Raw genomic sequence first — 25,849 nt, forward strand, 5'->3', positions numbered from 1 at the left:
CCTACACCCGCAGCAAAAGGCCGCGGCGTTGAAGCGGTGCCAGCAGCAACCTGCAAAGAATTACCGCAAGAACGGCAAATAGCACCGACGCCCACATGGCCGACAGACCGGACGCCCGAAGCCCCGCGAGCAGGCTGTCCCAGAGCCGGTCCTCGCCGCCCGGCGGAAGGCGCAGCAGGGCGATCAGGAGCATATGGATCACATAGATGGTCAACGCCGCCTGGCCCACGGCGACGAACTGCTTCGCCCACCCATGCGGCTGCAGCACGGGCCAGGCGGCGCGAACCGCAGCGTAACCCGACGCGCCGATCCCCGACGTCACAAGCACGAAACTCGCGGTCCACAAATCCTTGTTGATCGGGATGACGATCGTCGTCAGCAGCCCGGTCAGCACGAGGAGGATGCCGGCGAACGCGAGGCGCCAGATGGGCCTCGGCGCGCTGGCCCAGCGCGCAAGCGCGACGCCAAGGAAACCGCTCGCCATGGAAGGCAGCGTGGACAAAATGCCCTCCGGATCCCAGCTGCCGCGCAATATCAATCCCGGCGGGAGTTGCCGATCGAGCCACCCGCTGATGCCCGCTCCGGGAGCGAGGCTGGCTACAGTATTTTCTGCACCGATGTTCAGCAGAACGAATGTGTGAGTGGCGATGATCGCCAGCCCCAGTCCCAGCGGAACGATCGCGCCGCGCCCGACGGAGACGATCACCGCGCAAGCGAGATATACGATGGCTATGCGCTGCAACACGCCTGCCCACCGCAATTGATCCCAATCGAATCCAGGCCGCAGGCACCAGTTGAGCGCGACGCCGATCGCGAAGAGCAACGCCCCGCGCCGGGCAATCGCACCCCAGGGCATCTGCCGCCGCAAACGTCCATCGAAAGCCAGCGATGCAGAGATGCCGACAATGAACAAAAATATCGGGAAGACGATATCGGCTAGCGTCAGGCCGTGCCAGGCGGCGTGCCGGAGGATCGCTGGTGCCGCGGGCACCAGGAAATTGACCAGCAGCATCAGCATCACATCGACTCCCCGCAGGAAATCGAGCGGCAGGTCGCGGGCGGGCGCCAATCGCGTCATGGCACCAGCCGGTCAGGATCCGCGCATGCCGTCAAATCGCTCTGCGACATCGCGCCATTTCATTTCTCCCCGAGCGCTGCGATGGCCTTGCCCAATATTCCGCCGTTGTCTCCGAGAAGCTTTGCCGCCCCCTCGGGGGTATTGCCTTTTGCGATGAGGACCGCCTTGGAGATGCTGTTTTCGCCCCGTTTGAGGGCAGCCATGGCTTCTTCCTCGGAGCAACTCGTCAGCATCTGTACGATTCCGGCCGCCCGCCGCTGCAATTTCGCGTTCGAGACAATCATGTCGACCATCTGGCCCTGATAGACCTTGCCGAGCTTCAGCATGATAGTCGTCGAGATGATGTTGACGGCGGCCTTCTGGGCCGTGCCAGCCTTCATGCGCGTCGACCCGCTGATGATCTCGCTTCCGGTGCCGAGCAAGATGGGGTGCAGCGCGGCTTCGAGGATCGGCGTCGATGCATTGTTCGCGATCGCGATCGTAAGCGCCCCGCGCGCCCGCGCAACCTCGATTGCCCGCAAAGTGAACGGAGTACGCCCGCTCGCCGCCACCGCTACCACGACATCGGCCGCGTTCACGGCGTGCTCGGCAATCTGCCTCTCGGCATCGGCAACATCGTCTTCGGCACCTTCGGCGCTCTCGATGAGTGCCGGGAGCCCGCCCGCCAGAAGATACAGCAATCGCTCTTCCGGCCAGCCGAAGGTAGGCGTCAGTTCGACACCGTCCTGAACCGCGACGCGGCCGGATGTCCCGGCGCCGACATAGATCAGGCGTCCTTGCGAAGACAAAAGCCGCTGCGCGGCCGCTGCGCACGCCGCGGCAATCGCATCCGCTTGGCTGTTCAAGGCTTCGATCGCTTCTCGTTGCCCCTCGATCATTGCGGTCACGGCGTCGATCGTCGGCCAATTGTCGATTTCGGCATAACGTGGGTCAATCGCTTCAGTACCCGGCATCTGTGCTTCTCTCTTTCTTGTTCGCGTTGCCGATGAGGCAAACCAGCGTGGAAACTGTCACGCCAACGCACAAGTGCCACGGGAAAGCGATTTTCTTTAGTGCTTCGGGCAAGCCAAGCACGTCGATCGTGAACGGTTGAAACAGCATGACGACGATGAAGCCGACCGCTAGGGCCGCGATGACCGACGCCGTTGATCCGCGCTTTGAAAACACCGCTGTTATATAGACTCCTAGCAATCCTGAATAGGCGAATGCCATCACTCCTAGGACAAATTCGAGCAGGGGAATGTCGCTGTATCGCTGCCAATAGAAGCAGACGATGGACATCAGGAAGAGGAGGACGCCCAGCAAAACTGTCGCAAGCCGCCCCGCGAGGATGAAGTGACGCTCGTCGCGCGGTCTCTTGCGCTCGATGAAAGGACGGTAGAAGTCGTTGATTGCTACGGCGGCCATTGAGATCAGGCCCGAATTGATGGCGGCGGCGGCGATGACGCCAACCGTTACGAACCCACGCAACCCGGGCGGGATTTCGCTCAGGATGAAGCTCATGAAAACGGTGATTTTTTCGCCCTGGAATGTCGGCGCGATCTGTCCCGGGATGGCCGCCATCAGGTCGGGGCGTTCATAGAAGATGTAGAGCAGCGAGCCGATGAAGAGGAAGATCAGGATGACGGGGATCGATGCCAGAACGGACCAGTAGAGGGCGCGGCTGCCCTGTTTCGCCGAATCGCAGGCGAGCAGGCGCTGCGTCGTATCTTGGTCGAGACCCGAATTCGCCGCGTTGATCAGGACCATCCCCGTCACTGCCGCCAGAACCGAAAAGGGCGTGCCGAGGTCGAGCGTCCAGTCAAGGACCTGCAACTTGCTCGCTCCGGAGGGAGGATGCGCAAGCGCGGTATAGATATCGGCGGCCGGCGCAGGAATCTTGGACAGCAGGAACAGGACGACGAAGATCGCCGCTCCGACATAAAGCACGACTTGGACCAGGTCGCTCCAGATCACAGAATTGAGGCCGCCCATAAAAGTGAAGGCGAGGCCGAAGACCAGCAAAACAAACGAGGCGATGATGATATGCTCGGGCGCGACGTCGAGGAAGAGGATCATCGAAACGGCGATCGCAGCAAGATAGAGGCGCGCCCCACTGGCAAACACCCGCCCGACCAGATACATGGCGCCTGCCGCTCGGCGAGCGGCCGGGCTGAACCGGGCCTCGAGCAGTTCATAGACGGTGGTGGCGCCCATCGCATAAAAGCGCGGCATCAGGATGGCGGCAACAAGCCACGCGCCGATCAGCGCGCCGATCACGCTCGTCAGATAGGTATAATTGCCCCTGAAGCTATTGTCGGGGACCCCCAGAAATGTTGCTGTCGATTGCACGGTCGACAGAACCGACACCGCAACCAGCCATGTTGGCGCGCGATGGCTGGCCAGAAAATAATCATCCGCATTCTGCATGTTGCGCCGCGTTGAGGCATAGCCGGCGATAGCGAGGATCAGGACATATCCGATCAGAATCGACCAATCCAGCGAAGTAAATTGTAACGTGTGCATAATGTCCCCGGATGGCGGTGAGGCGCGGACGTCAGACCTGAGAAATCGTCTGATGCGCCGCGCCTTGGACAACTCGCCCTGGTGGAATGGAGGCTAGGTGTCTACAATGCCTCCACTCCACGCCCTCACCGCCTTAGGGTGACGGAGAAGCCAAAGGTGGTTCCCAGCACGTCGTAAGTATCCGGGAATGTATTGTATGCCCCGGGATTGACCGGTAGCGGCGGCTTCTTGTCAAAGAGATTGTCGATCCCGAAGGCTAGGGTCAGCCCCTCGACGGGCGGACGAACCGCCAGGTTCAGGTCGAAATAATCATAAGCAGGAATCCGACCGGTGCTACCCGCGGTCGAATCGCGAACCGATCCGATGCGTTTCCATCCGAACTGGACCGTCAACGGCTTGCTGTCCCAGGTGATCGTAGCGCGCGACCGGAAATCTGGTGCAACCAGCGTCACAAGGTCCGATGAACAGGCAGCGCCATAGGTTCCCTTGCAATCGACGGGAGTTAGCGCGGCGTTACGCTGGATCGAATATTTGGTGACGATGCTCGCCGTATAGCCGAGGGTGAGCCGGCTCTCCGGCGGACCGAAATCGAGATCGAATCCATAACGGAAGTCGATGTCGATGCCTTGCTGCTTGATAAGCGCAAGGTTTCGATCATCGACAAAGGCATTGAGGATGTAACCGGTGGTTGGATCCCTGGTTACTGCGGCGCAGAGTGGATTGCCCGGCGTTGGATCGGTAATGTAGCAGCTCGTAAGCGCATCGACGGGTTGGATCTGGCCGACCGCGTTGCGAATATCGATCTTGTACCAGTCCACCGAAAGATTGAGACCACGCAGGAAGGTCGGGGTGAAGACGCCGCCAAGCGTGTAAGTTTTGCCCCTTTCGGCTTCGATGTTCGCGTTGCCACCGAAGAAATAGCCGCCCTGCAGATTTGCGGGGTTGTTGGAATCATAGGCTCCCCGATATCCCTGCGCCGTACATTGCGTGATCGTCGCCGAATTGGTCGCGCCCACGCACGGATCCCCGGCATAGCGCGGAAAAAGACGTGCAACCGTACGTAGATTAGCGAAGGGAATCGAAAAGACTGGGTTAGCGAATTCGCCAATATTGGCGTCGCGAATGACGGTTTGGCGCGTGCCGCGCAGCCGTAGGTCGTCGGAGACGATCCAGTTGATGCCAAGCTTGTTCGTATCGTAGCGCCGGTCGGCGCCCACCGATTTTTCATACCAGGATCGACGATACGCGCCTTCGACGGTCAGCTTTTGGACCAGCGGTAAATCCGACAGCAAGGGGACGATTAGTTCGCCGAACAATTCGTTCACCTTGACGAAGGGCGGAACCAGCGGCGCCGATTCGGTTCCCTGGTTGAACGACGTCCCGAGGTCAGCGCCATAGACAAACCGGCCGGTTTCTCGGCGGAATTCATAGCCTGCGGTGAAGCCGATCGGTCCTGCCCATCCAGCGAAGAAGTCGCTCGTATCGCCGGCAACATAGGCGGATGCCACCTGCTGCGTGCGTTTGCGGTTGCCGAAATTGAAATCGCGCAGCACGCTGGTGAAGTCACCGCCCGGCCCGAAGATGTCGGTCGTGTTAGCTAGGCCGGCAAAGGCGGACCGCGTCCCGTCGCCCTTGACGACGATCGATTCCTTGGACTGGCCATGCTGATAATAGGCATCCCAGCTGATTGCAGGCGTGATGTTGCCACGTAGCCCGATCAGGCCCTGGATGGTTTCGCGATTGTTCTGCGCATAGGTCACACCGAGTTCGCCGAGCGAGCGCCGGACGTTGACGGTAGCGAAACCGTTGACGAAGGTCAGCCGCGCCCGCGCTTGGGGGTCGAGGAATGGATTATTCTCGGCGATCTGGACGTTGATCCCATTGGCCCCTGTGGTCGGAGGATTCTGCCCCGACCGGCTGCCGCCGCGCGTCCGCAGGTCGGAGTACATCAGGCGGCCATAGAGCTCGACATTGTCAAACACGTCATATTTCAGAAAAGCGCTCGCGTTGATGCGCCGCAACGGCTGGACGAGCAGGAAATCGGGGGTGTAGTCGGTCGATTGCGGCGTCAGCGTGAAATTGCCCAACGCATCGTAGGAAAAGGTCCTACCGCTCGCCACGTCGGTGAAATTGCCGCCGATCGGCAACGTCGCCACGCCGCGCCGCGCAAAGGCGCGGTGCGCGGCCAGCAGTGGGTCGCGCTCGGTGTATTCGCCATAGACCACCAGATTGCCGCGGCCGCCGAGCGACATGCCGCCCATCACATGGCCACCGAATTGCGAAGCTCCACCCGACACCGCTCGATAATTTGCGTTCGCCTGCCACCCTTCAAACGAATCATCGATGATGAAGTTCACGACCCCTGCCACGGCGTCCGCGCCATAGACCGCTGCAGCGCCGCCGGTGAGCACATCGACGCGCTTGAGCAAGGGAGCCGGGATCGAGTTGACATCGACCGCATTGCGGAAGCTGAACGGAATGGCGCGCGTTCCGTTGATCAGTACGAGGGTGCGGTTCTGCCCGAGGTTACGCAGGTCCAGGGTCTGCGCGCCGAATGCGTCGCTGCCCACCGATGTCGAGTTCACGCCGCCCGCGAGCTGCGGCATCTTGACCGAGAAGTCTTCGATCGTGACCGCCCGTTGAAGCGAAATCTGCTCACCCTCCACCGCGCTGATCGGGCTGGTGGAGGTCAGGCCGGGCGTACGGACACGCGTGCCGGTGACGATGATGTCCGTCTCCGCGCGCGCTTCGCTCGTTGTGCTATCGGTTTCTTGCGCAAACACGGCACTTGCTGACATGAGCGCAATCGCTGAAGCTATCGCCGACCCGCAACGCAGGAATCCGCCTTTTATCCGTCCCATTTTGCTCACTCCCCTCTTCAAACCTGTCTCGACAATAACACAGTTATATACCATTTCAATACCAATATGAGCAGCTATGCTGAGCATCAATTCCATTCGCTTGCTCATCTCGTGTGACGAGTCGAGATCCCGGCGTAGGCGTCTTATTTGGATAGGGTTTATCCCGCTCTGCATCTACGGTTCGTTGAACGCTAACCGTAGATTTTGTGTCATAGGCAGACATGAGTGCGCGACGCCTAAACACCCTCCAATGGCCTCGCCACGCTTTAGGTCATAGGTTAGGTTCGGCAGTTGGTGTTAAAACTGATACCAGTCGAAGGGGAAAACGGTGAAAGGCCGATCGCCATGCGCCCTGAGCAAAGCCATCTCGCAAGCCGCGCCGATCCCGAAATTGTCCGGCTTGAGGGAAGAGGCGGCCGTGACCAGCGTGGCCCAGTCCACCGCCCATCATCCGATCCGCGAACTCTCCAGTAAAATGGGTGCCGTAGTTCTGGATCGGCGACCTGGAGTCGAGGAAACCATATCGTGCGGACAGCACGGTGATTTTCAGCATCTTGCGATCGCCCGCATGGCAACGGACCGTTTGCCAAAGCGGTCCGTCATAGCGGTCGATGGCGGGCATATAGCCGTCATCTTGCCGCTTTGTCGCGGAACAGGCGAGGATGAGCAACCGATGGGTGCGAAGTGAAGGCGCGCTCATCGATCAAGCCGCTATCGGGAGGGCTGAGGCGGCATGAGCGTGGATCCAGTCCGTTGCCGCTTGTGCCGCGGCGGCCGCGCGAAAGATCGCCCGCGTGTCGTTGCCAAGCGCCGTCAACCAGCTCGAGACATAAGCAGCGTGATCCGCCCTTGGCGAATAGCCCAGACCAAGGTCGGCCATCAAGAAGCTGGCGCCGATCTCGGCAACCAGCTCTTCGCGGGCCCGGATGGTCCGATCCTTGAAATAGTCCCGAAGCGTTTCGCGGGCGAGGCGCTGCGCGCTTCCCGTCGAATGAACGATTTCATGTCCGAGCGTCGAAATGAAGCCTTCGTCGCTGTCGAAGGCTTCGCGGTCGGGCATGTAGACGCGGTCCTCATCGGGCCGAAAATACGCGTCCCAAGGGCCGTAGTGCACAGGGACGCCAACGCTTTCGAGGAACAGTTTCGCAGAGGCGGCTGTTTCGCCGATCGGCCGTGCGCTTGCCAGTGTCCGTTCGGGCGAGCCATCGACCTGCGATTGGTTGAAGACGACAAAGCTCCGAGCAAAGAAGCGGGCGCTGCGTTCCTCGCCATCGGAATCCGCCGACGTGGGTTCGTCACGCTCCTGCTTTTTCCACAGAATGACGTGCGTACCGGTTTCGCCGCGGCGCACCTGTGCGCCGACCTCAGTCCACTGACGGTAGGTTGCCCAGGTGCCGGATTGAAAGCCTTGAGCTTCAGCAGAGGCCCAAAGGACGAGGCGGTTGATGCCGGTATAAGCGCGTCCGACAGCACTCGTCGGCCGCATCAGCGTCCCGCCGTCATGGTGCCAGGGCATACGCCACTGGCCGGCGCCGGCGTCGATCGCAGCGGCTAGCTCGGCGGTGATGGTTTGATAGATATCGTGACGAGGTTTCATGTCGCTGGTCCTTTCTGAAGCTGCGAGCGGTGCTCGCCGCCTCCTCCCCCACTTTCCTCCCTTCCCGCGCTCGCGCGGGAAATGTCGCGGGGCGACGTGACGTCTTCGGAGGTGATCACCAGCGGGGGAATCTTGAATTCGGCGGCGGCGAACCAGGCGCGCAGCGTCGAGATGTGTTCATGTGCTTTGACAGTCTCGCTGGTAGCGACGACGTTCCCATCGTTGTCCGCCGGATAATCTTCCACGGGACCGCGCCCCGTGAAAACGACACGTTCGGCGCGCCAGCCTCCCGGATAGCCGGCGCACGTCCGTGTGAACGGAAGGCCGCGATCCTCACACCATTCTTCCAGAGCGCCGAAACGCCCGCCGATCGCTTGATGGTCGAACAGGCGAAGTGGCTGGCCTTCACTTCGAAGTTCTGGCGAGAATTCCTCTCCATCCTCCTCGCGGGAAAGACCCTCACAGACGATCAGATGACAGAGCGTGATAAAGTCGTCGGCGGACACGCGGCCGCCGATGACGATCGATGCAAATGCACAATCGGGCATCTTGTTGACTCCAATAGAGAAATTTCAGAATGTCGACAGCGGCGCGGAGGCAGGCTTCCAACTGGAAGTCGAGACCCTTGCTTCCGCGCCGCCCAGCGATGCCTCAGGCTGCGTCGGCCAAAATGGCCTCGGTCTGGTCGACCTCGTTCACGGCAGGGTTGGCCTCGTCGGCTTGCTCGTCATCAGCGTCATCGATGGCAGGTTGCTCTTCGCTGCTGTCATCGTCGACCAGCGGCGCTTCCGGTTCATCCGGGGTCCCGGCAGCGCGAAACATCATGACGTCCGGGATCCAGCTCTGCGCCCGCGCCTTCACCTCAGGCGTGACGATGGCTTCGCCGGCGCAGAGTTTTGCGGCCGCAGACGATAGGGCGGCCTTCTTTTCGCTGGCGTAGCGACCCGGAAGCTCGGGATCGAGCTTGCCCAGGATCGACAGAATCTGCGGCTTGCGGATCTTGTCGAAGAAGACATCCGCGCTCGGCCGCCAGTGTTCGGCGGTATCGATTTCGAGCAGCGCGCCAAGCTCGGATTGGAAGCGGTTAGCGCGATCGCCGCTGGCGAGGCTCGCCTGAAGGCTTTGACTGACGGCAAACGCAAGCCATGCTGCCTTGTCCGTTTCGTCGAGTTCGCGGAACGCCATGAACGCGCTGAAACTGTCGTCGGCGCCTGCCCAATCGCACGGAAGACCGGAGCGGACCGCGTCGAGGCCATCTTGTGCGGCCGTTGAATGGGCGGCGGGGACGCCGGCGGGGTCAAAGAGCTCGCCGATCGTCACCATGACGCCCGTGTCGTTGTAAGCGGCGTGGCCCGTAAATTTCCGCGCGAGGCGGAAGATGGTCAGATCGAGCGCGAGTGCGGGATCATGGGCGATGTGCAACGCCAACACGTCACGCCGTTCCTTGGCAAGCTGCTCCTCGAGCGACCGGGGAAGAGCGTCCTCCAGGGCAGCGCGGTCAGCACCGCCGCCGGTGACCTTTTGCGACTGCTTTTCGCGCTTGAGGGCCTTCGTCGAAAAGTAGCGGTGCGACGCCTTCGGGGTGCCATCGCTGGCGAGCACCACGAACTTTCCAACATGCGGTCGTTCGTCTTCCGGAATGACATAGCTGCGTTTGTCGATCTCGGTGTGCTCGGCGTCCAGCGCTTCATTCTCCGCTTCGAGACGTGAAATCACGTCCGGATCGGTTGCATCCTCCAGTTCTTCTTCGATCGACTGCAGACGCTCTTCGATCGCGATCATGCGGGCCTGGTCTTCTTCGCTCAGCTCGCCGCGCCGGATGTAATAGTCGTGCAAGCCTTCGGTCGCCGAATGGGGAACATGCTGGGCTAGGAGAACCCGAACCCATCCCAGTGTGCCGACGGCCATGGCGTCTGCAGCTTGCTCGAGCTTCCTGCGTGCGATGTCTTCGGCGATCGGGCGATCAAGCCATTGACCTTCGCCCTCGCCGGCGAAGAGGTCACGTTCGATGCGGCCACCGGCGGCGAGATACTCCTCCTCACCGACCAGTTTAGCAACCGCGCTGTTCGCCTCGATCGCGCTGTCGTTGACATAGCGCCGGATCGTGTGCGGCTGGTCGCCTTGCCAGCTATCCTTGAAAACATTCCAGGCTGCGAGCTGGGTGTCCCGATCGGAGGTGCTGCCGTAAGCCTTGGCGACGTCGAGGGTGATTTTCCCTTCGGCAAGGGCGTCGAAGATCGGCTCTGCAAGATCGGCGAGGCGGAGGCGCCCCTGAACGTGACGAACCGTGACGCCCATGCGCCGCGCGAGTTCTTCTTCGCTTTCGCCCTTGTCCATGGCCGCTCGATAACCGCGGCATTCATCGGCGGGAGACATGGCTTCGCGGATGATGTTCTCGGCCAAACTGATCTCTTCGGCGAGCGCGGCGGCTTCGTCATTGCACACACGCGCATCGACCATCGCATTCTTTGGCAGCTTGCCGCTCTTGATGAGCTGCGCGATCGCGCGCCAGCGTCGGCCGCCCGCATGAACGTCGAAGAACGACTTCTTGTCGGTAGCCGGGCTGACGATGACCGGTTGAAGAAGTCCATATGCGTCGATCGAAACCGCGAGGGCATCGATACCGGCTTGGGTAAAGGTTTTGCGGGCATTGGCCGGCGAGAGGCGGAGCTTGTTGAAAGGAATCGGCTGGTTCTGCATGATGAATCTCCGGTGACAACCGAGACCCGGTTCATGGGCTTAACTCCCAAGGGGCCTCGCCCCCTTCCTTCCCCCTCCCCTCTCATCCTTGGCGTGCCAAAGGCGCGCCATAGTTCCGCGCAGCGCGGGTCATTGCGCGCTGGCGCTGTCCCCCTATGGAAGAGTGTGTGGCTGGGAGTTTTGAATCGCTCGAAGAGATCAGGCGAAACCGCTCAAATGTCGCGGTGCGATGCGGATTCTGTGGCCATCAGGGCGTCGTGGACGGCGGAATATTGTGGCGTTGGTTTGCTCTTCACCGATGGGATAGTCGGCCGACAGACGTCATCGAGCATATGCGCTGCACTATCTGCCGGCGCCGACCGGTCGAGGTCGGGGCAACGTCGGAAGCTCCGACGGTTGAATTTGGGCCGCGCGATGAGGCGGAATGGCAGGAAGTGGTGGCGAGGCTGCGCCATAGGCCGCCTCGCCAGCCAGATTGGTGATCAGGCGCGCTTTGCAGCCGGTTTGGCGGCACCGCGCGCAGGTTTACGGCCGCCACCCCGTCCCTTCGTGCCGAGCCCGATTTCTTTTGCCAGCACCCGCCGCTTCTCGGCATAGCTTGGTGCGACCATCGGATAATCGGCAGGCAGGCCCCATTTTGCCCGATAGTCTTCGGGCGTCAGCCCATAATGAGTCATAAGGTGTCGGCGAAGCATTTTAAGCTTCTTTCCGTCTTCAAGACATACGATGTAGTCGGGTTTCACCGACGACCGAATTGAAACCGCCGGCACAAGCGGCTCTTCCGGCTTTTCAGCGGGATGCGATAGTCCGGAGAGTGCGGCATGCACGTTGGTGATTAGAAGGGAAAGATCTGATATTGCGACACTATTGTTCCCAACATGCGCGGCAACAATATCTGCGGTGAGGGTGAGAAGATCACCCGTGTCCTGGGGAACATCGTTCATTTGACTTTTCCTGGTTAGGTTGCGACCGGTGCCCTAATCCCCACTGGCGAGCCGTCCTGCAAGCAGTTTTTGCATTATACCTGCGAGAGAGCCTGCTGGAAAGTGCCATGATTTGACACTTCAACAATTTACAGGGGTGTAAGTCTATAATGCTATCAAATGAAGACACGTTGACATTTCAAGGACTACCGCGGACGACTCCGACAATATGCCTCTATTGTTGGCCGCCACTGCTTCCTGGACTACCTTCGGATTGCTGGTTCATTTAGCAGAGAGCGCCGAGACAATGTCGGCAGCTCGTGACACCGGGATGAACATTCGGGTCTTGAACTGGATGATCTCCGTGAAACAGCCTTGAGCCTTTAGCGTCGGCAAAGACCGGGGATCAAATCCGCTGAGCTCGAGGCGCGATTCCCCATTCACGCGTCTTCGCTGGAGCGTCAAACCGGTGTTGTTGCCGATCGCCACCGTCTTGCCTTCCCAGGCGGCCGCAACAATTTCTTCCGGTGTTAGACTGATGGCGCCAGTTATGCCGAGCTTGCCGAGCAATGTATTCACATCGCCGCGCGGGACAATACGCCCAAGCAGCGCACGCCCGTCGGCGGTCACGAGGCGACGAACTTCAGGATCATCGCCCAGCAGATTCCAGATTGGAAGCAAGCGGCCAACCGCGAGGAAGAAGCGTTCGCGGTTCGGCTCCTGGACGAGTTCATCGCACTCGGCCTTCCAGCATATTTCGAATGTCCCGAAGTCGGCGGGCTCCCACATGCTCTCTTCGAGGTCACCGGCAGTGATGTATTGGCGATGCCCGGGCCGTGTGAGCTGCCAAGTCGCCACGGCCTCGCCCGTATCGGTAACGCGCGTCCGTGCCGGCGTCTGCAGCGCAACCTTACCCGAACGGCCGTTGCGCAAGCGCAGCGCCCGGTTGCCGAAACGATCGGCCAGTGCGGACACATCCGCCAGCGAGCGCACGTCGCGCTGCCACTCAGCCTCCACAGTGAGGAGCCGTGTCGAGGTCGAGGTGTCCGCCCCGCCGCGGAGGATTATTTCGTCGGCGATCGTCAGCTTGTCGGCGCGGATGGTTTCGACTCCGGCATCGAAGGTGCCAGCCTTTTTCGCGGTATCGATGCGAGTTTCGACAAGCCCGAGATACTCGTCAAAGATCGCATTCTGGATCGCAATCGGCAGGGCAAGAATGCGGTTAAGCCACCGCTGGATGGGCGGCAGCTTGTCGACCAGCTCACCCTCATATTCGAGGCGCAGCCCGGTACGGTGACAGAAATCGCCGAATGTGACGCTCTTCAGCTTACCGTGATGCAAGAGTCGATACCAGGTCAGCAGCGCATCTTTGGCATAGTCGCTTTCGAGATTGTCCATCGGATCGAAGAGATTTTGCCCGCCAGTCTGGCGCTGTCCCCGGGTAAGCGCGCCGAGCGCATCGAGCCGACGCGCGATCGTCGAGATGAAACGGCGTTCTCCGCGGCAATCGGTCGTCACCGGGCGAAAGATCGGAGGCTGTGCCTGGTTGGTCCGATTGGTTCGGCCGAGCCCTTGGACCGCGCGATCGGCGCGCCAGCCTGGTTCGAGTAGGAAGTGAACGCGGCGCTGCTGGTTTTGGTGATCGAGGCTGGCGTGATAGGATCGACCCGTTCCACCGGCGTCCGAGAAGACGAGAATGCGCTTGGCGCCGTTCATGAACGCGTCGGCATCGGCCATGCAGGCCGAAGGCGAACGCGACTGCAGTTTCTGGCTGCCGTCCGGCAGACGCACGAGGCGTTTCGTTCGTCCGGTCACCTCGGCAACCGCGTCGGTCCCAAATCGCTCGATAACGGCATCGAGGGCGGGCGCGATCGGCGGCATCGCGCCAAGCAGTTCGAGCGTGTCCTCGCGAATCCGCAACGCCTCTTGACTATGTACCGGATTCCCGTCGGCGTCGGATAGCGGGCGCGAGCGTTCATTGCCATCCTCATCGCTGACTACTTCCATGGCCCGTGTGGGAAACGCCGCCTGAAGATAGTCCATCACGAGTTCTTTGCAGTCGCAGTTTATGTCGAGCGTGGCGGCGCGAGGCGCAGGTTTCCTTCGGTTTTCCATGATTTCACTCCAGATATTATGAGGGTTAGAGAGAGTGTTCGGAGACGGGTCAGGCCCGCCTTCGAACGTCAGTGAGCATTGTGATCAAGGCGTCGGAAGGCGGCTTGAAGCGCCCCGGCTTGATCGCAGGGGCACCGTGGGCTGCGAGAATCTGCAGCTTCTCTTCGGGATCGGCGCGCAAGTAGGTCTCGGTGCTCTGGATACTGGCGTGGCCGAGCCATAATGCGACCTTGCGAATGTCCCCCGTCGCCGCGAGCGTGTGCATCGCGCAAGAATGACGAAGCACGTGGGGTGTGACGCGCTTCCCAAGGATCGACGGCTGCTTCGTCGCTGCCGTCTTGACGTGCTCGGCCAATCGGAACGCAAATCCGTCGCGGGTCATCGGCTGCCCGTTGGCATTGAGGAATATCTCGGTGACCTCAACTTGAGGCCGGATCGCAAGCCATGCGCGCAATGCGATCTGGGTCTCCTTCCACAGCGGCAGGACCCGTTCACGTCGCCCTTTGCCCATGATGTGCATGGTGGACAGGGAGCGGTCCGGGAAATCGCCCAGTTGCAGCGTTACGAGTTCCGACACCCTCAGTCCGCCAGCATAGGTAAGATGCAGCATCGCGCGATCACGGGTGCCGAGGCGTGTCCGGGGATCGGGTGTATCGAGCAAAGCCTTGATCTCGGCCCGGTCGAGATAATCGATCAGCGCCTTGTCTGTCTTCTTGGTCGGGATTGCTCTGACACGGAGTGCCTGATCGAGGCAGGCTGGAATCCGGTACTCGATGTATCGGAAGAAGGATCGGATCGCGGCGAGCCTGCCATTGCGGGTCCGCACGCAGCTGCCGCGGCCGATCTCGACATGATCGAGGAAGGCCATGATCATGTCTGTGTCGAGATCCTCAACCTCTAGATCGGTCGGTCGGCGCTTCAGCCGATCGGCAGCGAACTGGACGAGGAGGACGAAGCAGTTGGCATAGGTCTTCACCGTGTGCGGGCTGACGGCGCGTTCGCGCGGCAGATGTTCCCGCAGATATGCCGAGAGATGGGGAGCAAGCGCCGTCATGCCGCTTCTCCTTGAAAAAGTTGCTCGCTTGCAGCCGCAATGTCGCGCAGCAGCACTGGCGTGGCTTCGAGATACCAGTACGTGTTGGCGATCGACGCGTGCCCCAGGTAGACACTGAGACCGGCCATGTGGTGGGCAATGGCCTCCCTGTCACGCGGGCAGGACTCAAGCGAGCGAACAGCGAACGTATGTCGCAGATCGTGGAGTCGCATGCCTGCCGTACCGGTTGCTCCACGATATCCGAGAAGCCGGGCCAACCTGACGAACACGACGTGGGCGCGCACCTTGTGCGGCGCCCGCCCCCGGATAGTGACGAACAGGTCATTACACTTGGCCGGGTGCTTCGCGCGGATCGCAATGTAGGCTTCGAGTGCTTGGCGCGTCGATGGCTGCAAGGCGATCAGCCGCTGCTTGCCGAACTTGCCGTTGCGGACGACCAGCCCATCCTCGACCAGATCGTCGCACTGTAGGGCGAGAGCCTCGGAAATCCGGAGACCTGTCGCCGCGAGCAGGCCGAACAGGTAATGGTACGTGTATGGGCTAATCGTGCCATGGGGCGGAACGTTCAATGCCGCCGCCATGATCGCCCGCACCTGGTCCGGTTCGATGATGGTCGGAGTGGGACGTGGCCGCTTCCCCCGGCCGAAAACGCCGACAGGCGGGACTTCGTGGTCTGGGTCCTCGGCGTGAGCGAAAAGGCTGAAATTACGAGCAGCGTCGTACCTATGGCGAGCCACGTTCTGCGAGCTTGCCGTGTGGCACCAGTCGTAGATGCGCTGCACTCGGGTGTGCCGGTCACCGAAGCGTTCGGCGAAAGCGGCGTATTGGCGCAGCAGTCGTTCCTGTTCCGAGAACTTCCGCCCCAAGCCGCGATACAGCGAGACGTATCTGGCAATGTGCGTGTTCAGCATGACGGTTCTCCCGGCCATGGCTGCGCGATCTTCATGAGCATCGGCAGGTCGACCTTGGCGTAGATGGCGGTGGTCTCGGGCGAGCTGTGGCGCAGGATCGTTCCAACGGACTCCAGCCCTGCGCCCGCGCGCAGCAAGTTGGTGGCAAGCGAATGCCGGAAAATGTGCGATCCGGTCGGCACGCCTTCGATCCCGCCGCGCTCATGCGTGCGTGCAACGATGCCGGCGATCTCCGCCGATGAGCGGAACGAACGGAACGGGGCTTGCGCGCGCACGAACAGATGCGGATCGGCGGTCTTGGGACGCGCCGTGGCAATGTAGTCCAGGATCGCGTCACCGACGTCCTGAGGCAATGGCAGGCGATCAGGCCGACGCGCCTTGCCCTTGACCGTCAGGTGGCCCGAGCGCCAGTCGATATCGTCGAGGTGCATATCCCGAATATCACCGGCACGCAGGCCAAGCCGGGCGAGCAGGAGAATGATGGCCTTGTCCCGAACTTCCACCGGGCGATCAGTCGGACATGCGCCGATGATCTGCTCGATCGTTGCCGGGTTGACGTGCCGGGGCAGCGTCGAAAGACGGTAGCGTTGCACTGATGGGATCGCGTGCAACAAAGCTGGACGGCAAACACCCTGCACGACCAGGAACCGAATATAGCTCCTCATTATCGTGACGAGCAGTGATGCAGAACCCGGCGTCTCCTTGCTTCGTTGTTGAAACGCACGCCTGAGGACGGCTGCATCCCATTGTGAAGGGTCGCCGAGCATAGGCATGAGCCGCCTGATATCGGCCCGGTAGCGCCGGATCGTCTCATCGGTCGCGCCGCGGTGTTGCTTGAGCCATGCCAGATATGCCGCCATGTGCGGGTCGTCATCCGACACCGGTTCGACTGAAGGGATGACACCCCGGCCGCGCAAGAACTCGACGAAGTGCCGAGCGCCACGCCGCCGCCGCTTCGCGCCCGAGGCGACGAGCTTGCCCCGCTTGCGCCAGACCGGACAGCGGCAACCATGCGCCGCGTACTGGTCGAGGATCGCGTCATCGACATCGGCCCACGACTGCCGCTTGATGCGAAGCCAAGCCACAATATGCTCGGCTTCCGACCGGTAGCCCTGTGCCACTCCAGGGGCGAGTTGCAGGCTGTCGATTGCATCGGAGTAGTCGGTGAGGTGACGGGGGAGATCGTCGATCCCATCGTCGACTTCGATATACCCTTGATCTTCGAGGAACCGGACAAAGCGCCGGACCCGCGCAGCCTGATCAGTCTTATAGGCGGCTTGCTGAGCCGAGTATCCGTGGCACCGACAACGGTGCTTCTCGAACCGTCGGACGACTTGATCGCCGAGCGTACTGACCGGGATGGCATGCACATCCAGCCAATGCAGGAAATGACGGATCGCTGCACTGTACAGGATCGAACAGGCCGCTTCCTCCTTGACCCACAGAGAGGAGAGGAAGGCGTTGAATAGGGCATCTGAGCTCGGCGGATCTTCGATCCGGAGCTGTGCCGGACAAAACAGCTCTGATGATCTTGTTCTCATGGTGGTTCCTTCGACTTGTTCAGGTCGAGGGAACCGTAATTATCTGGAGTGAAATCATGGAAAACCGAAGGAAACCTGCGCCTCGCGCCGCCACGCTCGACATAAACTGCGACTGCAAAGAATACATCTAATGTTGAGCTCAACATTACACGTACTCTCGGGGCGACAGGTCGAGCGCCAGCTCCGCCCGATCAGCGGCATCGAGATCGGCGAGGCGGCGCGAGAGCAGGGCTTCGCTTGTCGTCACGAGCTGGATGACGGCGCTTTGGTCTGATTGCAGAGCGACATCGATCGCGGGTAGCAGGCTTGGCAATTTCATCGCGAGAAGGAGCGCGGAAAAGAAACGCTGTTTCGCACTTTCGAAACGCGATCTCGCGGCCGACAAGGCTTGTCCGTTGAGCGTGGAGCCGGTCAGCCTATCAACGACACCGGCTGCGGCAAGTGCATCCTCCATATTTCGATGAATGATCGCCCAAGCGTCGGCATAGGTGTCGAAATCCTTGATCTGCGCGGGCGTAAGCTCGTGCTCGAGGATATCATATTCGACGCCGGCGTATGAAAGCGCGCGCGCGGTATAGACCCCCATTGCTTTCAGTTCGCGCGCGACAAGCTCCATTGCGGCGACGCCGCCGTCACGAATACGCGCGGTGAATGCTTCCCGGTCGACAAAGGCTGTGCCTTCGCCCCAGAGGCCAAGCCGGGTCGCATAGGCCAGATTGTTGACATCGGACGCGCCGGTAGCGGAAGCATAGATGACACGTGCGCGGGGTAAGCGGTTCTGAAGTTCAACGCCCGCAATGCCCTGCTGGGATCCCGATGTCGCGCCGAACCGCCCTTCTCCTCCGGCAACCCCGCCCATGGCGTGCGCTTCGTCGAACAGGAGCAAACCGTCGAACTCGCCGCCGAGCCAATTCAGGATCTGATCAAGGCGGCGATCGCCACCGGCTTCGCTCCGCAAGGTGGCGTAGGATGCGAACAAGATGGAATCGCCGATCTCGATCCCCGCGCCCGCGCGGACACGGCCCAAGGGTTGAATATCGAGCGGCGTTCCACCGAGCGCCTGCCAGTCGCGACGGGCATCTTCGATCAAGGCGCTGCTATCGCTCAACCAGATATGGCGCCTTTTACCGCGCAGCCATTGATCCATGATGATTCCGGCGATCTGACGCCCCTTTCCTGCTCCGGTTCCGTCACCAAGGAAGAAGCCTTGGCGGTAACTTTGGCCTTCGGGATGGGGAACGAGAGCAAGGCCCTTCTCCGGCAGGCGATATCGGCCCGGGAGGTCGATTTCCGTCGCGGCGAGAGCATGGACGATCGTCTCGAGCTGGGCCGTGCTCAAAATCTTGTCGTCGAGCACCCGCTTGGGAAGCTGCGGTCGATAGTTCGGCGCCGGCAGCGCGACGGCCGCCATCGCGGCGGACTCGACCAGCGGGCTCGGATGGTCCGAAGGATTATCGAATTCGAGACGCTGGCTGCGCCATGGAACGTAGAGCGCAGTATCGTCGTGGGCTGCGGCAATGGGATCGCGAACCCGATAGTTGACGGTCGCGAACTCGAAGCTCGGAAGTGGTCGCGCGGCCCGCGGGAAGGACTTGGCTGGAACTGCTCGGAATGCGCCGAATAGCGACACAGGTCTTGTCGATCCGCACGGCGTAGGTGGTACGGGAGCTGGCGGAATGTTCGAGCGAGGCGGGATTTCGCGAATGGCTTCAAGAAGGCTGCGCACAGATGCCCTGTTGACTGTCGATGGCGGACGTCTGTTCGCGGGTCCTTTGTCGGCGACGATAATCCGCACGGCGACGGCTGTCCCCTTCCCTGCAAAGCCCTTGTCGAGCCGGAGCATCAACTGGATGTTCGCGCCCGAAGTTGCGCGATCGAACAGCGAGCCGTGTTTTCCGCCGGGCTTGAAGCTGTCCGGCATGATGGCGACGATACGGCCGCCGGGCTGAAGTGCAGCAAGCGCCGCGGCGAAGTGGCGGTGAGCGGCGAACGGGTCCACGGCGCCGGCGGCGTTGCGGGCGAACGGCGGATTCATGATCACGACGGTCGGCGTATCCGATACGTGCTGATTGATCTGCGCCGCGTTAAATGACGTGACGCTGCTTTCGGGAAAAAGGTGCCGGAGCAACCCTGCGCGGACCGAGTCGAGCTCATTGATATGGAGAGCTTTGGCGCGCTCCGCCCACATGGCGAGCATTCCCACCCCGGCGCTGGGTTCAAGGACGATATCGTCGCCACCGATCACGGCGAGGTGCGACACGAGCCATGCGAGCGCCAATGGAGTGGAAAAATGCTGGGCCGAGATTTGCTCCTCGCTTCGGACCGTTTGCGTGGGGAGCCGCTTCTCGAATTCCTCAAGCGCCTCGACGATCCGGGTTGGCGTGTCGGGAAGCATCAACGAGCGGAGCGCGAGTACCGATCCGACCTCAATCGCGACGAAGCTATCGCGCTGCGTCCAGGTTCCGTCGGCCGCGGTGATGCCATATGCCGCGGTCATTGCCTTCGTCGCCAGGCTTCTCGGGAGCGGCGCATTATTATCCTGAAGCGACTGTGCAATCTGGCACGCTGCAGCGTATTGGCGCGCTGCCGCAGCAGGCGCCTGGTCGGTCTCGATGATCATGGAAGGGTCTCCTCTTTCGGGCCAATCTTGGCCCCGAAAGCCCCTCCCCTTCTCTCACTCCCTTACGACGGGCATTGCAGCCTCAGTGTGGCGTCAGTCATCCGTGGGCGTGCCAAAGTAGGCAAGGAGACGCCACGCGAGGTCAGGGTTCAGTTCGACAAACTGTCGACGCCCGTCGGTATCGTCGGCTGTTTTGTGAATGAGGCCGTCATCGCACATTCGCTGAACAAGGCGGAGAGCCGTGCTCAGCGGCAATGGGGATGAAACGCATAGATCGCCTGTGGAGATCTTTTTCTCTTCGCAATGCTGAATGAAGAGATCGATCAGCATGTCCCAAGCCGGCTCCCCCAAATATCTCTTTGATCCAACAATATGCCTGCGGAGCAACCGGCGACGTGCCGTACGCCGTGCATTCGACAGCGCCAGGTCACGATCGGGAAATCCGGTCGAACGACCAGAATCCCGGAGAAGATGATTTTTGACCATTTCCCGGAGGCCGCGACCATGTGGCCGCTGTCCGATCAGAGCGTGGCCCGATCGGCTGACGACGATGTGTTCGGTGAGCTCGATTCCCAAGTTGCTGGCGAGAGCCGCGAGTCTTTCCGTAGACGAGATATCCGCTTCGCTTGGGGTCGGATCACCACTGGGATGATTGTGCACAAGCACAATCGATGCCGCATCGAGCTCCAATGCTCGTTTGAATATGATGCGTGGATAGAGGATGAGCTGGGCCAGGCTGCCCTGCTGCAGCTGCTCGTCCGTTATGAGACGGCAGGCTCCGTCGAGGAACAGAACCCGAAGTACTTCTTCGGGAAGGCTCCCCATCGAGGTCTTGAGATAGGCAATGAGTTTCGGATCAGTCGGCGTGATAGTCCGGCCCATAAGGCTGGAGCGTAGTGCTTCGACACTGGCGGCGCGTGCCGCGAATATGAGGGCCGCAACGCTGTCTCGGCCTCCCAGGGTTCGCCGGAGAGCCTCGGGCTTCTGTGTCAGGACGCGGTCGAGGCTGCGGAATTCGCAGAGCAGCCGGTCAGCTATCTGAAGACTCTCGGAAGGTGCGACTGCAGCGATGAGGGCTGCCAGGACTGATCGCTGCCGCTCCTCCGCAACCGGGTCTGATGCCTCCAGGTTGCGGCGGCGAGGAGCGGCGGCAGAAGCCAGGAGGCAGCAACCTGCATCGTCAAATAGGCAATCGGATGCATCCCCACGTCCGCCAGCCGGCTGAAGTGCGCCAGAAGTGGCAAAGTCTGCAGGACAGCTGCCACCATCGGCCAGAAGCGATGTGCTGTCATCGCCAACATGAAGGTCAAAAGTGCCGCAATCAGGTCGAGAGCCAGATGGGCGGTATCGACGCTCGCGAACTGCGCAGGGATCAGAAGATGAACCAGCTGGTCGACGACGAGCATGCCCAGGAGGATTGTCGCCATCATCCGTTCGGGGCCCCCTCCCTTCCATAGCGCGTAGGCCGAAGCCATCAGCAGCAAGATCAAGAATATGACTATCCGCAACATTCTTCCCCGAAATCATGCTGATGGCTCCCAGTCAAGTTTCAGGCGACGAGGGCAAGCTGCGCGCCGGTTGCTTTGGCCTGATTTGGGCATCGGTGCACATCGAGACCCGCGGTCTCCTGCGCGATGTCCGCGAGCTCGCCATGGACACGCAAGACGTCACCGCTTACCTCGACCAGCGAAAGCTGAGCCTTTGCGAGACGCATGATCGATGCCTGGCCAGTCTTGGGCGCCACGCCAACGCGCTGCCGGGCAGTGACGACGCTCGTCATAAGGGTCGAGACGGCGATGAGGGCGCTGTCGAGGCTTGCTTCGGCAAGGGGAACGTCCTGCTGAAGTCGCAGGGTCATTGCATTGAGATTCTCAGGCATAACTTCTCCTTCCCCGGAAGCGAAGGACTTCCGAGCATTTGTTGGCGTTGCTTTTCAAAAGTTCAGCCGGAGACGAGCCGGGTCAGAGTCTCGGAAATTCCCAGACTTGCATGAACGACAAGCAGCAAAGCGACCAGCATTGTCATCATGAGCGCGAGGCGCGCCAAACCTTTATGATCCCGTCTCCAGATGAGCCCGAGCGGATCAGAAAGCCCTTCCACCGGTCCATCCGTGCTCCGAGCGGCGACTGCCATGTCGGTCAGGTGGATTACGGTCGAGGGGTCTCCCTCCGCGAAGTCAGATGGCACGATTTCCGCGCTGTCTGGAATGTGCATTGGATCATATGTGATCCGATCATACTTTTTCTTGAGGCGCGCATATTCGACTGCTGCCTGATCGCGTGTATCGACACCAAGGATGGATCGAGCCTTTGTAAGGCGCTGGTCGACCGTCGGCTTCGCCAGGCCGATCATGCGCGCGATCTCCTTCGAAGTTTTTCGTTCGAGCAGCGGGTCGAGGCAGGCGCGGTGCTTGCTCGTCAACCGCGACCAGCGCTCGAAGTCGGCCTCATCGCTCACGACAGCACCCGGCACCCTGGCGAGCCGGACATCCCGCGACGGTCCCTCTCGCGCCACGGCACAGCGTTGCCGCCCCACCGGAATGGGACGGACCATTAGCGCGCAACATCGCTCGCTCCCCTCGATCGACACTCGATCGTTATGGTCCGAAACATCGCGCGAGGCGGTTGATCCGGACATCTCTACATCTCTGTTAATAGGGCAAGAAGGCCATATCCGCAAACCGGCGGTCGGGGCTTAATGGTGCCAATTTGGAAGTTTAAGACATGATTGGCCAGATATGGACTATTTTAGCTTGCCTACAGGCTGCGGCTAAGCGACAATGTTGGCATCCTTGAACATCGTCTAGGGGTTTCGTCATGAGCGTTCACAAGGCTCGTATCGTGTCGGGCGGCAGGCTTCAGATTCCGGCGGACGTGCGTAAGGCGCTCGGGATCGCCGATGGGGACGATGTGCGCCTCGAGGTTGTCGACGGAGAGTTGCGCGTCCGATCATTCCAGACAGCGCTTGGCCGTGTGCGAGCTCTTGTCCGCCACCATGTCCCGGCCAGCGCTTCGCTGGCCGACGAATTGATCGCGGATCGCCGGTCGGAGGCGGCGCGTGACTGATTATGTGCTTGATGCCTCCGCCGTTCTCGCCGTGATTCAGGAAGAGCCTGGAGCGGAGCGGATCGAAGCGCATCTAGACACCGGCTGCATCAGCGCGGTGAATCTGGCCGAAGTTGTGGGCAAGCTGCAAGATCGGGGGCTTGGCGACAACGAAATCGATGAACTGATTGCCTTGCTCGACCTCGACACACGCATTTTGGACAAGGATGGTGCGGTGTTCATGGGCAAGCTGCGGCAATCCACGAAGGTCGCCGGCCTTTCGCTTGGCGACCGGGCTTGCCTTGCACTCGCACACTCCCTCGGGGCGACGGCTATCACCATGGACCGGGCGTGGAAGGATCTCGAAATCGGCGTCGCCATCGAAGTTGCCCGGTGATGAGACTGCAGCACACCTATAACGCACACGGAACCGCATGATGCGTACCGAGATCGACTTCCTGCCGCATCGCAAGCAGCGCGAGCTGGATATTATCGTCGAGATATTGTTTCAGGGCTTGCGCGCCGCGACGGAGAATGCCGTTGGCGCGCGCCGCAACGGCAGGATTCTCAAGGTCATCCTGTTCGGCTCCTATGCCCGCGGCGATTGGGTCGAGGCGCCGCAGGACGCCAACCAGTATCGCTCGGACTATGACATCCTCGTCATCGTCAACCAGAATGAGCTCGCAGACCGCGCGACCTATTGGGAGGATGCCGAGCGCCGAATCAGCGACGCCTATCTGCTCGAGAAGGTGATCAAGACGCCGGCGAATTTCATCGTCCATTCGCTTCAGGAAGTGAATGACGCGCTCGCCCATGGCCGCGTCTTCTTCATGGAGATCGTGAAGGATGGCGTCATCCTCTACCAGTCGGACGACAAGGAGCTTGGCAAGCCAAAGCCGAAGACGCCCGAGATGGCCCTGCAGGCAGCGCAGGACTATTTCGAGGAATACATGGGCGATGCGACACGATTTTTCGATCTTTACCGGACAGCGGTCGAGAAAGAATACAATAAGGAAGCGGCCTTCCTCCTCCATCAGGTCGTCGAAAACCTCTATCAGGGCCTGCTATTGGTCCTCAAATTCTACACGCCCTACGACCACAATATCCTGTTCCTGCGGGAAATGGCCGAACAGCTGGATCGCCATCTGTACGATGCCTGGCCCCGCGGCACCCGCGCGGAGCGCGCGATGTACCAGAAGCTCAAGGACGCCTATCGGAAGGCGCGCTATTCGCGTCACTACAAGATTTCGCGCGAGGAGCTGGACTGGCTGTCGGGTCGCGTTGAGACCCTCGGTCAGCGCGTTCATGAGATCTGCTCGGCACGGATCGCCGCGCTGGAGGCCGAAGCGAAGGCATAGGGTCAGCGCCGTGCCCCGCCAGCCGATCGTTGCCGGAACGGACGAGACCCGGAACGGGGCTCGGTCGAAGCGAAGCGGAGATAGAGCGGCGATCCCGAAGGGAGGCGCCCCTCCCCAGCCAACATCGCTGCTCCGCGTGAGAATTGTCGAGAACGCAGACATCTGCCGAAATGCTCCACAACTTGGCGTTGTCTGCTCGGCATGTTGGCGCTAGCCTAGCCAAGATTTCTGCCTAGCGGAGAAAAGGGGACCGGTCCTTGGAACCACAATGGCTCACCTACGGGAAACGGCTTCAGAGCATCGCTTCGACGGGGCTTCACTTCACGCGTGATCGGTTCGACCGGGAACGATATGAAGAGATCGCCACGATCGCCAACGAAATGCTGTCCGCTCTCGGTGATGTCCCGATCGAACGCATCTCAGACCTCATACCGGATTTTGCGCGTGGATATGCGACGCCCAAGGTGGACGTGCGTGGGGCGCTCGTCGAGGAGAACATGATACTTCTCGTGCGCGAGGAGTGCGATGGATTGTGGACGCTCCCGGGCGGCTTTGCCGACGTTGGTCTCTCCCCTGCTCGCAATATCGAGAAGGAGATGAGAGAAGAGGCAGGGTTGAAGGTTTCAGCCCGGCGCCTCTTCGGCGTTCGACACAAAGCCAGTTCAGGCTATCCCGCCGACGTCCGCGACTTTTACAAAATGTTTTTCCTCTGCGACCGGACTGATAACGCGCTTCCCGAACCGGGTCTCGAAACCATCGAGGCGCGTTTCTTCGGGATCGACGATTTGCCGCCCTTGTCGAGAGGGCGGACGATCGAGGCCGACATTCACGCCGCCTTTGCCTATGCCACCGATACGACAAAGCCTGCATTCTTCGACTAAGGTTGGCTCGATAGCAATATGACTGATCAAATCGCCCGGATTCGCATCACGCTCGAAGACATGAAGCCAGCCATCTGGCGCCGTGTCGAGCTGCCCGTGACCAACAGCCTAAAGACGCTGCATCTTGCGATCCAAGCCTGCATGCTCTTCGAGAACTACCATCTGTTTCGGTTCGAGATTGGCGATGCCGCCTATGGCATCCGCTTCGACGATGATGATGCTTTCATGATCCGCACCCGCGACGCCGCCAATATGCGTATCGGCAAGCTCGTCGAGTGCGGCGTCACCAGCTTCACCTACACTTATGACTTCGGGGATAATTGGCGCCATCGTGTGGAGATCGAAGAGGTGACGTCAGCAATTCCCGCGACGGACTATCCGCGGTTCGTCGATGGTGAACGGCGAGCCCCGCCCGAAGATGTCGGCGGCACGCCGGGGTTTGAAGAATTTCTTAAGGCTATGGCGAAGCCGCGCCATCCTGAGCGCGCGTCCATGGTCCAATGGTATGGCGCCATATTCGATCCCGCCGATACTAGCCCCGACGAGGTCAACGCACGGATGGCGATCCTCGCCAAGCGCCGGGCACTAGGAAGAGCAGCCTACGCCGACGCCAAATCTCGCGACAGTTAATCGATCGCCGCTTCCTGATCACGCTTACCGT

Annotated in this window: 23 protein-coding genes; 5 read left to right on the plus strand and 18 right to left on the minus strand. The window is 60.8% G+C overall.

Annotated elements, in window-relative coordinates:
- Position 1: 1 nt before the first annotated feature.
- The 18 genes from SKP52_RS24950 to SKP52_RS23880 all read right to left on the minus strand — a co-directional run bounded on the left by SKP52_RS24950 (position 2) and on the right by SKP52_RS23880 (position 22,362).
- Positions 2 to 1,078 carry an acyltransferase family protein gene (locus tag SKP52_RS24950; RefSeq protein WP_052182082.1) on the minus strand — a complete coding sequence of 359 codons (1,077 nt, stop codon included), beginning with the start codon at positions 1,076 to 1,078 and terminating at the stop codon, positions 2 to 4.
- Positions 1,079 to 1,137: 59 nt separating this feature from the next.
- On the minus strand, positions 1,138 to 2,031 hold the full coding sequence (locus SKP52_RS23805) for an N-acetylmuramic acid 6-phosphate etherase (RefSeq protein ID WP_037511919.1): 894 nt from the start codon (positions 2,029 to 2,031) through the stop codon (positions 1,138 to 1,140).
- A complete protein-coding gene (locus SKP52_RS23810) occupies positions 2,018 to 3,583 on the minus strand; it encodes a sodium:solute symporter (RefSeq protein ID WP_037511917.1) in 1,566 nt (521 codons plus the stop codon). The genes SKP52_RS23805 and SKP52_RS23810 overlap by 14 nt, the downstream gene beginning before the upstream one ends.
- Before the next feature lie 125 nt (positions 3,584 to 3,708).
- Positions 3,709 to 6,366: a TonB-dependent receptor plug domain-containing protein gene (locus SKP52_RS23815; protein ID WP_052182081.1), complete on the minus strand. Its 2,658-nt coding sequence runs from the start codon at positions 6,364 to 6,366 to the stop codon at positions 3,709 to 3,711.
- A gap of 349 nt (positions 6,367 to 6,715) precedes the next feature.
- Entirely contained in the window at positions 6,716 to 7,144 is a 429-nt protein-coding gene (locus SKP52_RS26770; protein WP_187337307.1) for a hypothetical protein, read from the minus strand.
- 3 nt (positions 7,145 to 7,147) lie between these two features.
- Positions 7,148 to 8,041, minus strand: coding sequence for an ArdC family protein (locus SKP52_RS23820; RefSeq protein ID WP_037511914.1), 894 nt, complete (start codon positions 8,039 to 8,041; stop codon positions 7,148 to 7,150).
- Positions 8,038 to 8,547, minus strand: coding sequence for a hypothetical protein (locus SKP52_RS23825; RefSeq protein ID WP_148309298.1), 510 nt, complete (start codon positions 8,545 to 8,547; stop codon positions 8,038 to 8,040). Before SKP52_RS23825 ends, SKP52_RS23820 begins: the two co-directional genes overlap by 4 nt.
- 145 nt (positions 8,548 to 8,692) lie before the next feature.
- A complete protein-coding gene (locus SKP52_RS23830) occupies positions 8,693 to 10,741 on the minus strand; it encodes a ParB/RepB/Spo0J family partition protein (protein WP_052182079.1) in 2,049 nt (682 codons plus the stop codon).
- Between the two features lie 482 nt (positions 10,742 to 11,223).
- Positions 11,224 to 11,685 carry a MucR family transcriptional regulator gene (locus SKP52_RS23835; protein WP_037511903.1) on the minus strand — a complete coding sequence of 154 codons (462 nt, stop codon included), beginning with the start codon at positions 11,683 to 11,685 and terminating at the stop codon, positions 11,224 to 11,226.
- A 261-nt stretch (positions 11,686 to 11,946) separates the two neighbouring features.
- A complete protein-coding gene (locus tag SKP52_RS23840; RefSeq protein ID WP_321164084.1) occupies positions 11,947 to 13,671 on the minus strand; it encodes a strawberry notch C-terminal domain-containing protein in 1,725 nt (574 codons plus the stop codon).
- A 157-nt stretch (positions 13,672 to 13,828) separates the two neighbouring features.
- Positions 13,829 to 14,833 (minus strand): tyrosine-type recombinase/integrase, encoded by a 1,005-nt coding sequence (locus SKP52_RS23845; RefSeq protein WP_010339697.1) that lies wholly within the window; start codon positions 14,831 to 14,833, stop codon positions 13,829 to 13,831.
- Positions 14,830 to 15,744, minus strand: a complete 915-nt coding sequence (locus SKP52_RS23850; RefSeq protein WP_037517935.1) for a tyrosine-type recombinase/integrase — start codon at positions 15,742 to 15,744, stop codon at positions 14,830 to 14,832. Before SKP52_RS23850 ends, SKP52_RS23845 begins: the two co-directional genes overlap by 4 nt.
- Positions 15,738 to 17,285 (minus strand): tyrosine-type recombinase/integrase, encoded by a 1,548-nt coding sequence (locus SKP52_RS23855; protein ID WP_029548014.1) that lies wholly within the window; start codon positions 17,283 to 17,285, stop codon positions 15,738 to 15,740. The genes SKP52_RS23850 and SKP52_RS23855 overlap by 7 nt, the downstream gene beginning before the upstream one ends.
- Before the next feature lie 145 nt (positions 17,286 to 17,430).
- Positions 17,431 to 19,905: a strawberry notch family protein gene (locus SKP52_RS23860; protein WP_052187432.1), complete on the minus strand. Its 2,475-nt coding sequence runs from the start codon at positions 19,903 to 19,905 to the stop codon at positions 17,431 to 17,433.
- Between the two features lie 93 nt (positions 19,906 to 19,998).
- Positions 19,999 to 20,787: a JAB domain-containing protein gene (locus SKP52_RS26595; protein WP_160292468.1), complete on the minus strand. Its 789-nt coding sequence runs from the start codon at positions 20,785 to 20,787 to the stop codon at positions 19,999 to 20,001.
- A gap of 152 nt (positions 20,788 to 20,939) precedes the next feature.
- Positions 20,940 to 21,395: a hypothetical protein gene (locus SKP52_RS26600; RefSeq protein WP_160292469.1), complete on the minus strand. Its 456-nt coding sequence runs from the start codon at positions 21,393 to 21,395 to the stop codon at positions 20,940 to 20,942.
- A 59-nt stretch (positions 21,396 to 21,454) separates the two neighbouring features.
- Positions 21,455 to 21,784: a hypothetical protein gene (locus tag SKP52_RS23875; protein WP_037514230.1), complete on the minus strand. Its 330-nt coding sequence runs from the start codon at positions 21,782 to 21,784 to the stop codon at positions 21,455 to 21,457.
- 62 nt (positions 21,785 to 21,846) lie between these two features.
- The gene (locus SKP52_RS23880) at positions 21,847 to 22,362 is read right to left on the minus strand and encodes a helix-turn-helix transcriptional regulator (RefSeq protein ID WP_037514260.1); all 516 of its coding nucleotides are present in this window, start codon (positions 22,360 to 22,362) and stop codon (positions 21,847 to 21,849) included.
- Positions 22,363 to 22,721: 359 nt separating this feature from the next.
- Here SKP52_RS23880 and SKP52_RS23885 point away from each other — a divergent pair, with 359 nt between their 5' ends.
- The 5 genes from SKP52_RS23885 (at position 22,722) to SKP52_RS23905 (ending at position 25,818) form a co-directional block, all read left to right on the plus strand.
- Positions 22,722 to 22,970 (plus strand): AbrB/MazE/SpoVT family DNA-binding domain-containing protein, encoded by a 249-nt coding sequence (locus SKP52_RS23885; protein WP_037514232.1) that lies wholly within the window; start codon positions 22,722 to 22,724, stop codon positions 22,968 to 22,970.
- Positions 22,963 to 23,346: a type II toxin-antitoxin system VapC family toxin gene (locus tag SKP52_RS23890; RefSeq protein WP_037514234.1), complete on the plus strand. Its 384-nt coding sequence runs from the start codon at positions 22,963 to 22,965 to the stop codon at positions 23,344 to 23,346. Before SKP52_RS23885 ends, SKP52_RS23890 begins: the two co-directional genes overlap by 8 nt.
- A 40-nt stretch (positions 23,347 to 23,386) precedes the next feature.
- On the plus strand, positions 23,387 to 24,307 hold the full coding sequence (locus SKP52_RS23895) for a nucleotidyltransferase and HEPN domain-containing protein (protein WP_037555892.1): 921 nt from the start codon (positions 23,387 to 23,389) through the stop codon (positions 24,305 to 24,307).
- 257 nt (positions 24,308 to 24,564) lie between these two features.
- On the plus strand, positions 24,565 to 25,188 hold the full coding sequence (locus SKP52_RS23900; protein WP_037555879.1) for an NUDIX hydrolase: 624 nt from the start codon (positions 24,565 to 24,567) through the stop codon (positions 25,186 to 25,188).
- 18 nt (positions 25,189 to 25,206) lie between these two features.
- The gene (locus tag SKP52_RS23905) at positions 25,207 to 25,818 is read left to right on the plus strand and encodes a plasmid pRiA4b ORF-3 family protein (protein ID WP_037555878.1); all 612 of its coding nucleotides are present in this window, start codon (positions 25,207 to 25,209) and stop codon (positions 25,816 to 25,818) included.
- The last annotated feature ends 31 nt before the right edge of the window (positions 25,819 to 25,849 follow it).

This window comes from Sphingopyxis fribergensis, from assembly GCF_000803645.1.
GTDB classification, from domain to species: domain Bacteria; phylum Pseudomonadota; class Alphaproteobacteria; order Sphingomonadales; family Sphingomonadaceae; genus Sphingopyxis; species Sphingopyxis fribergensis.

Excerpts from the sequence above, each read along its gene's own strand:
- SKP52_RS23860 (WP_052187432.1), bottom strand. The coding sequence starts at position 19,905 with ATGATCATCGAGACCGACCAGGCGCCTGCTGCGGCAGCGCGCCAATAC.
- SKP52_RS26770 (WP_187337307.1), bottom strand. The coding sequence starts at position 7,144 with ATGAGCGCGCCTTCACTTCGCACCCATCGGTTGCTCATCCTCGCCTGT.
- SKP52_RS23810 (WP_037511917.1), bottom strand. The coding sequence starts at position 3,583 with ATGCACACGTTACAATTTACTTCGCTGGATTGGTCGATTCTGATCGGA.
- SKP52_RS26595 (WP_160292468.1), bottom strand. The coding sequence starts at position 20,787 with ATGGGCCGGACTATCACGCCGACTGATCCGAAACTCATTGCCTATCTC.
- SKP52_RS23895 (WP_037555892.1), top strand. The coding sequence starts at position 23,387 with ATGCGTACCGAGATCGACTTCCTGCCGCATCGCAAGCAGCGCGAGCTG.
- SKP52_RS24950 (WP_052182082.1), bottom strand. The coding sequence starts at position 1,078 with ATGACGCGATTGGCGCCCGCCCGCGACCTGCCGCTCGATTTCCTGCGG.
- SKP52_RS23845 (WP_010339697.1), bottom strand. The coding sequence starts at position 14,833 with ATGACGGCGCTTGCTCCCCATCTCTCGGCATATCTGCGGGAACATCTG.
- SKP52_RS23805 (WP_037511919.1), bottom strand. The coding sequence starts at position 2,031 with ATGCCGGGTACTGAAGCGATTGACCCACGTTATGCCGAAATCGACAAT.
- SKP52_RS23875 (WP_037514230.1), bottom strand. The coding sequence starts at position 21,784 with ATGCCTGAGAATCTCAATGCAATGACCCTGCGACTTCAGCAGGACGTT.
- SKP52_RS23855 (WP_029548014.1), bottom strand. The coding sequence starts at position 17,285 with ATGAGAACAAGATCATCAGAGCTGTTTTGTCCGGCACAGCTCCGGATC.
- SKP52_RS23905 (WP_037555878.1), top strand. The coding sequence starts at position 25,207 with ATGACTGATCAAATCGCCCGGATTCGCATCACGCTCGAAGACATGAAG.
- SKP52_RS23840 (WP_321164084.1), bottom strand. The coding sequence starts at position 13,671 with ATGGAAGTAGTCAGCGATGAGGATGGCAATGAACGCTCGCGCCCGCTA.
- SKP52_RS23835 (WP_037511903.1), bottom strand. The coding sequence starts at position 11,685 with ATGAACGATGTTCCCCAGGACACGGGTGATCTTCTCACCCTCACCGCA.
- SKP52_RS23820 (WP_037511914.1), bottom strand. The coding sequence starts at position 8,041 with ATGAAACCTCGTCACGATATCTATCAAACCATCACCGCCGAGCTAGCC.
- SKP52_RS23830 (WP_052182079.1), bottom strand. The coding sequence starts at position 10,741 with ATGCAGAACCAGCCGATTCCTTTCAACAAGCTCCGCCTCTCGCCGGCC.
- SKP52_RS23885 (WP_037514232.1), top strand. The coding sequence starts at position 22,722 with ATGAGCGTTCACAAGGCTCGTATCGTGTCGGGCGGCAGGCTTCAGATT.
- SKP52_RS23850 (WP_037517935.1), bottom strand. The coding sequence starts at position 15,744 with ATGCTGAACACGCACATTGCCAGATACGTCTCGCTGTATCGCGGCTTG.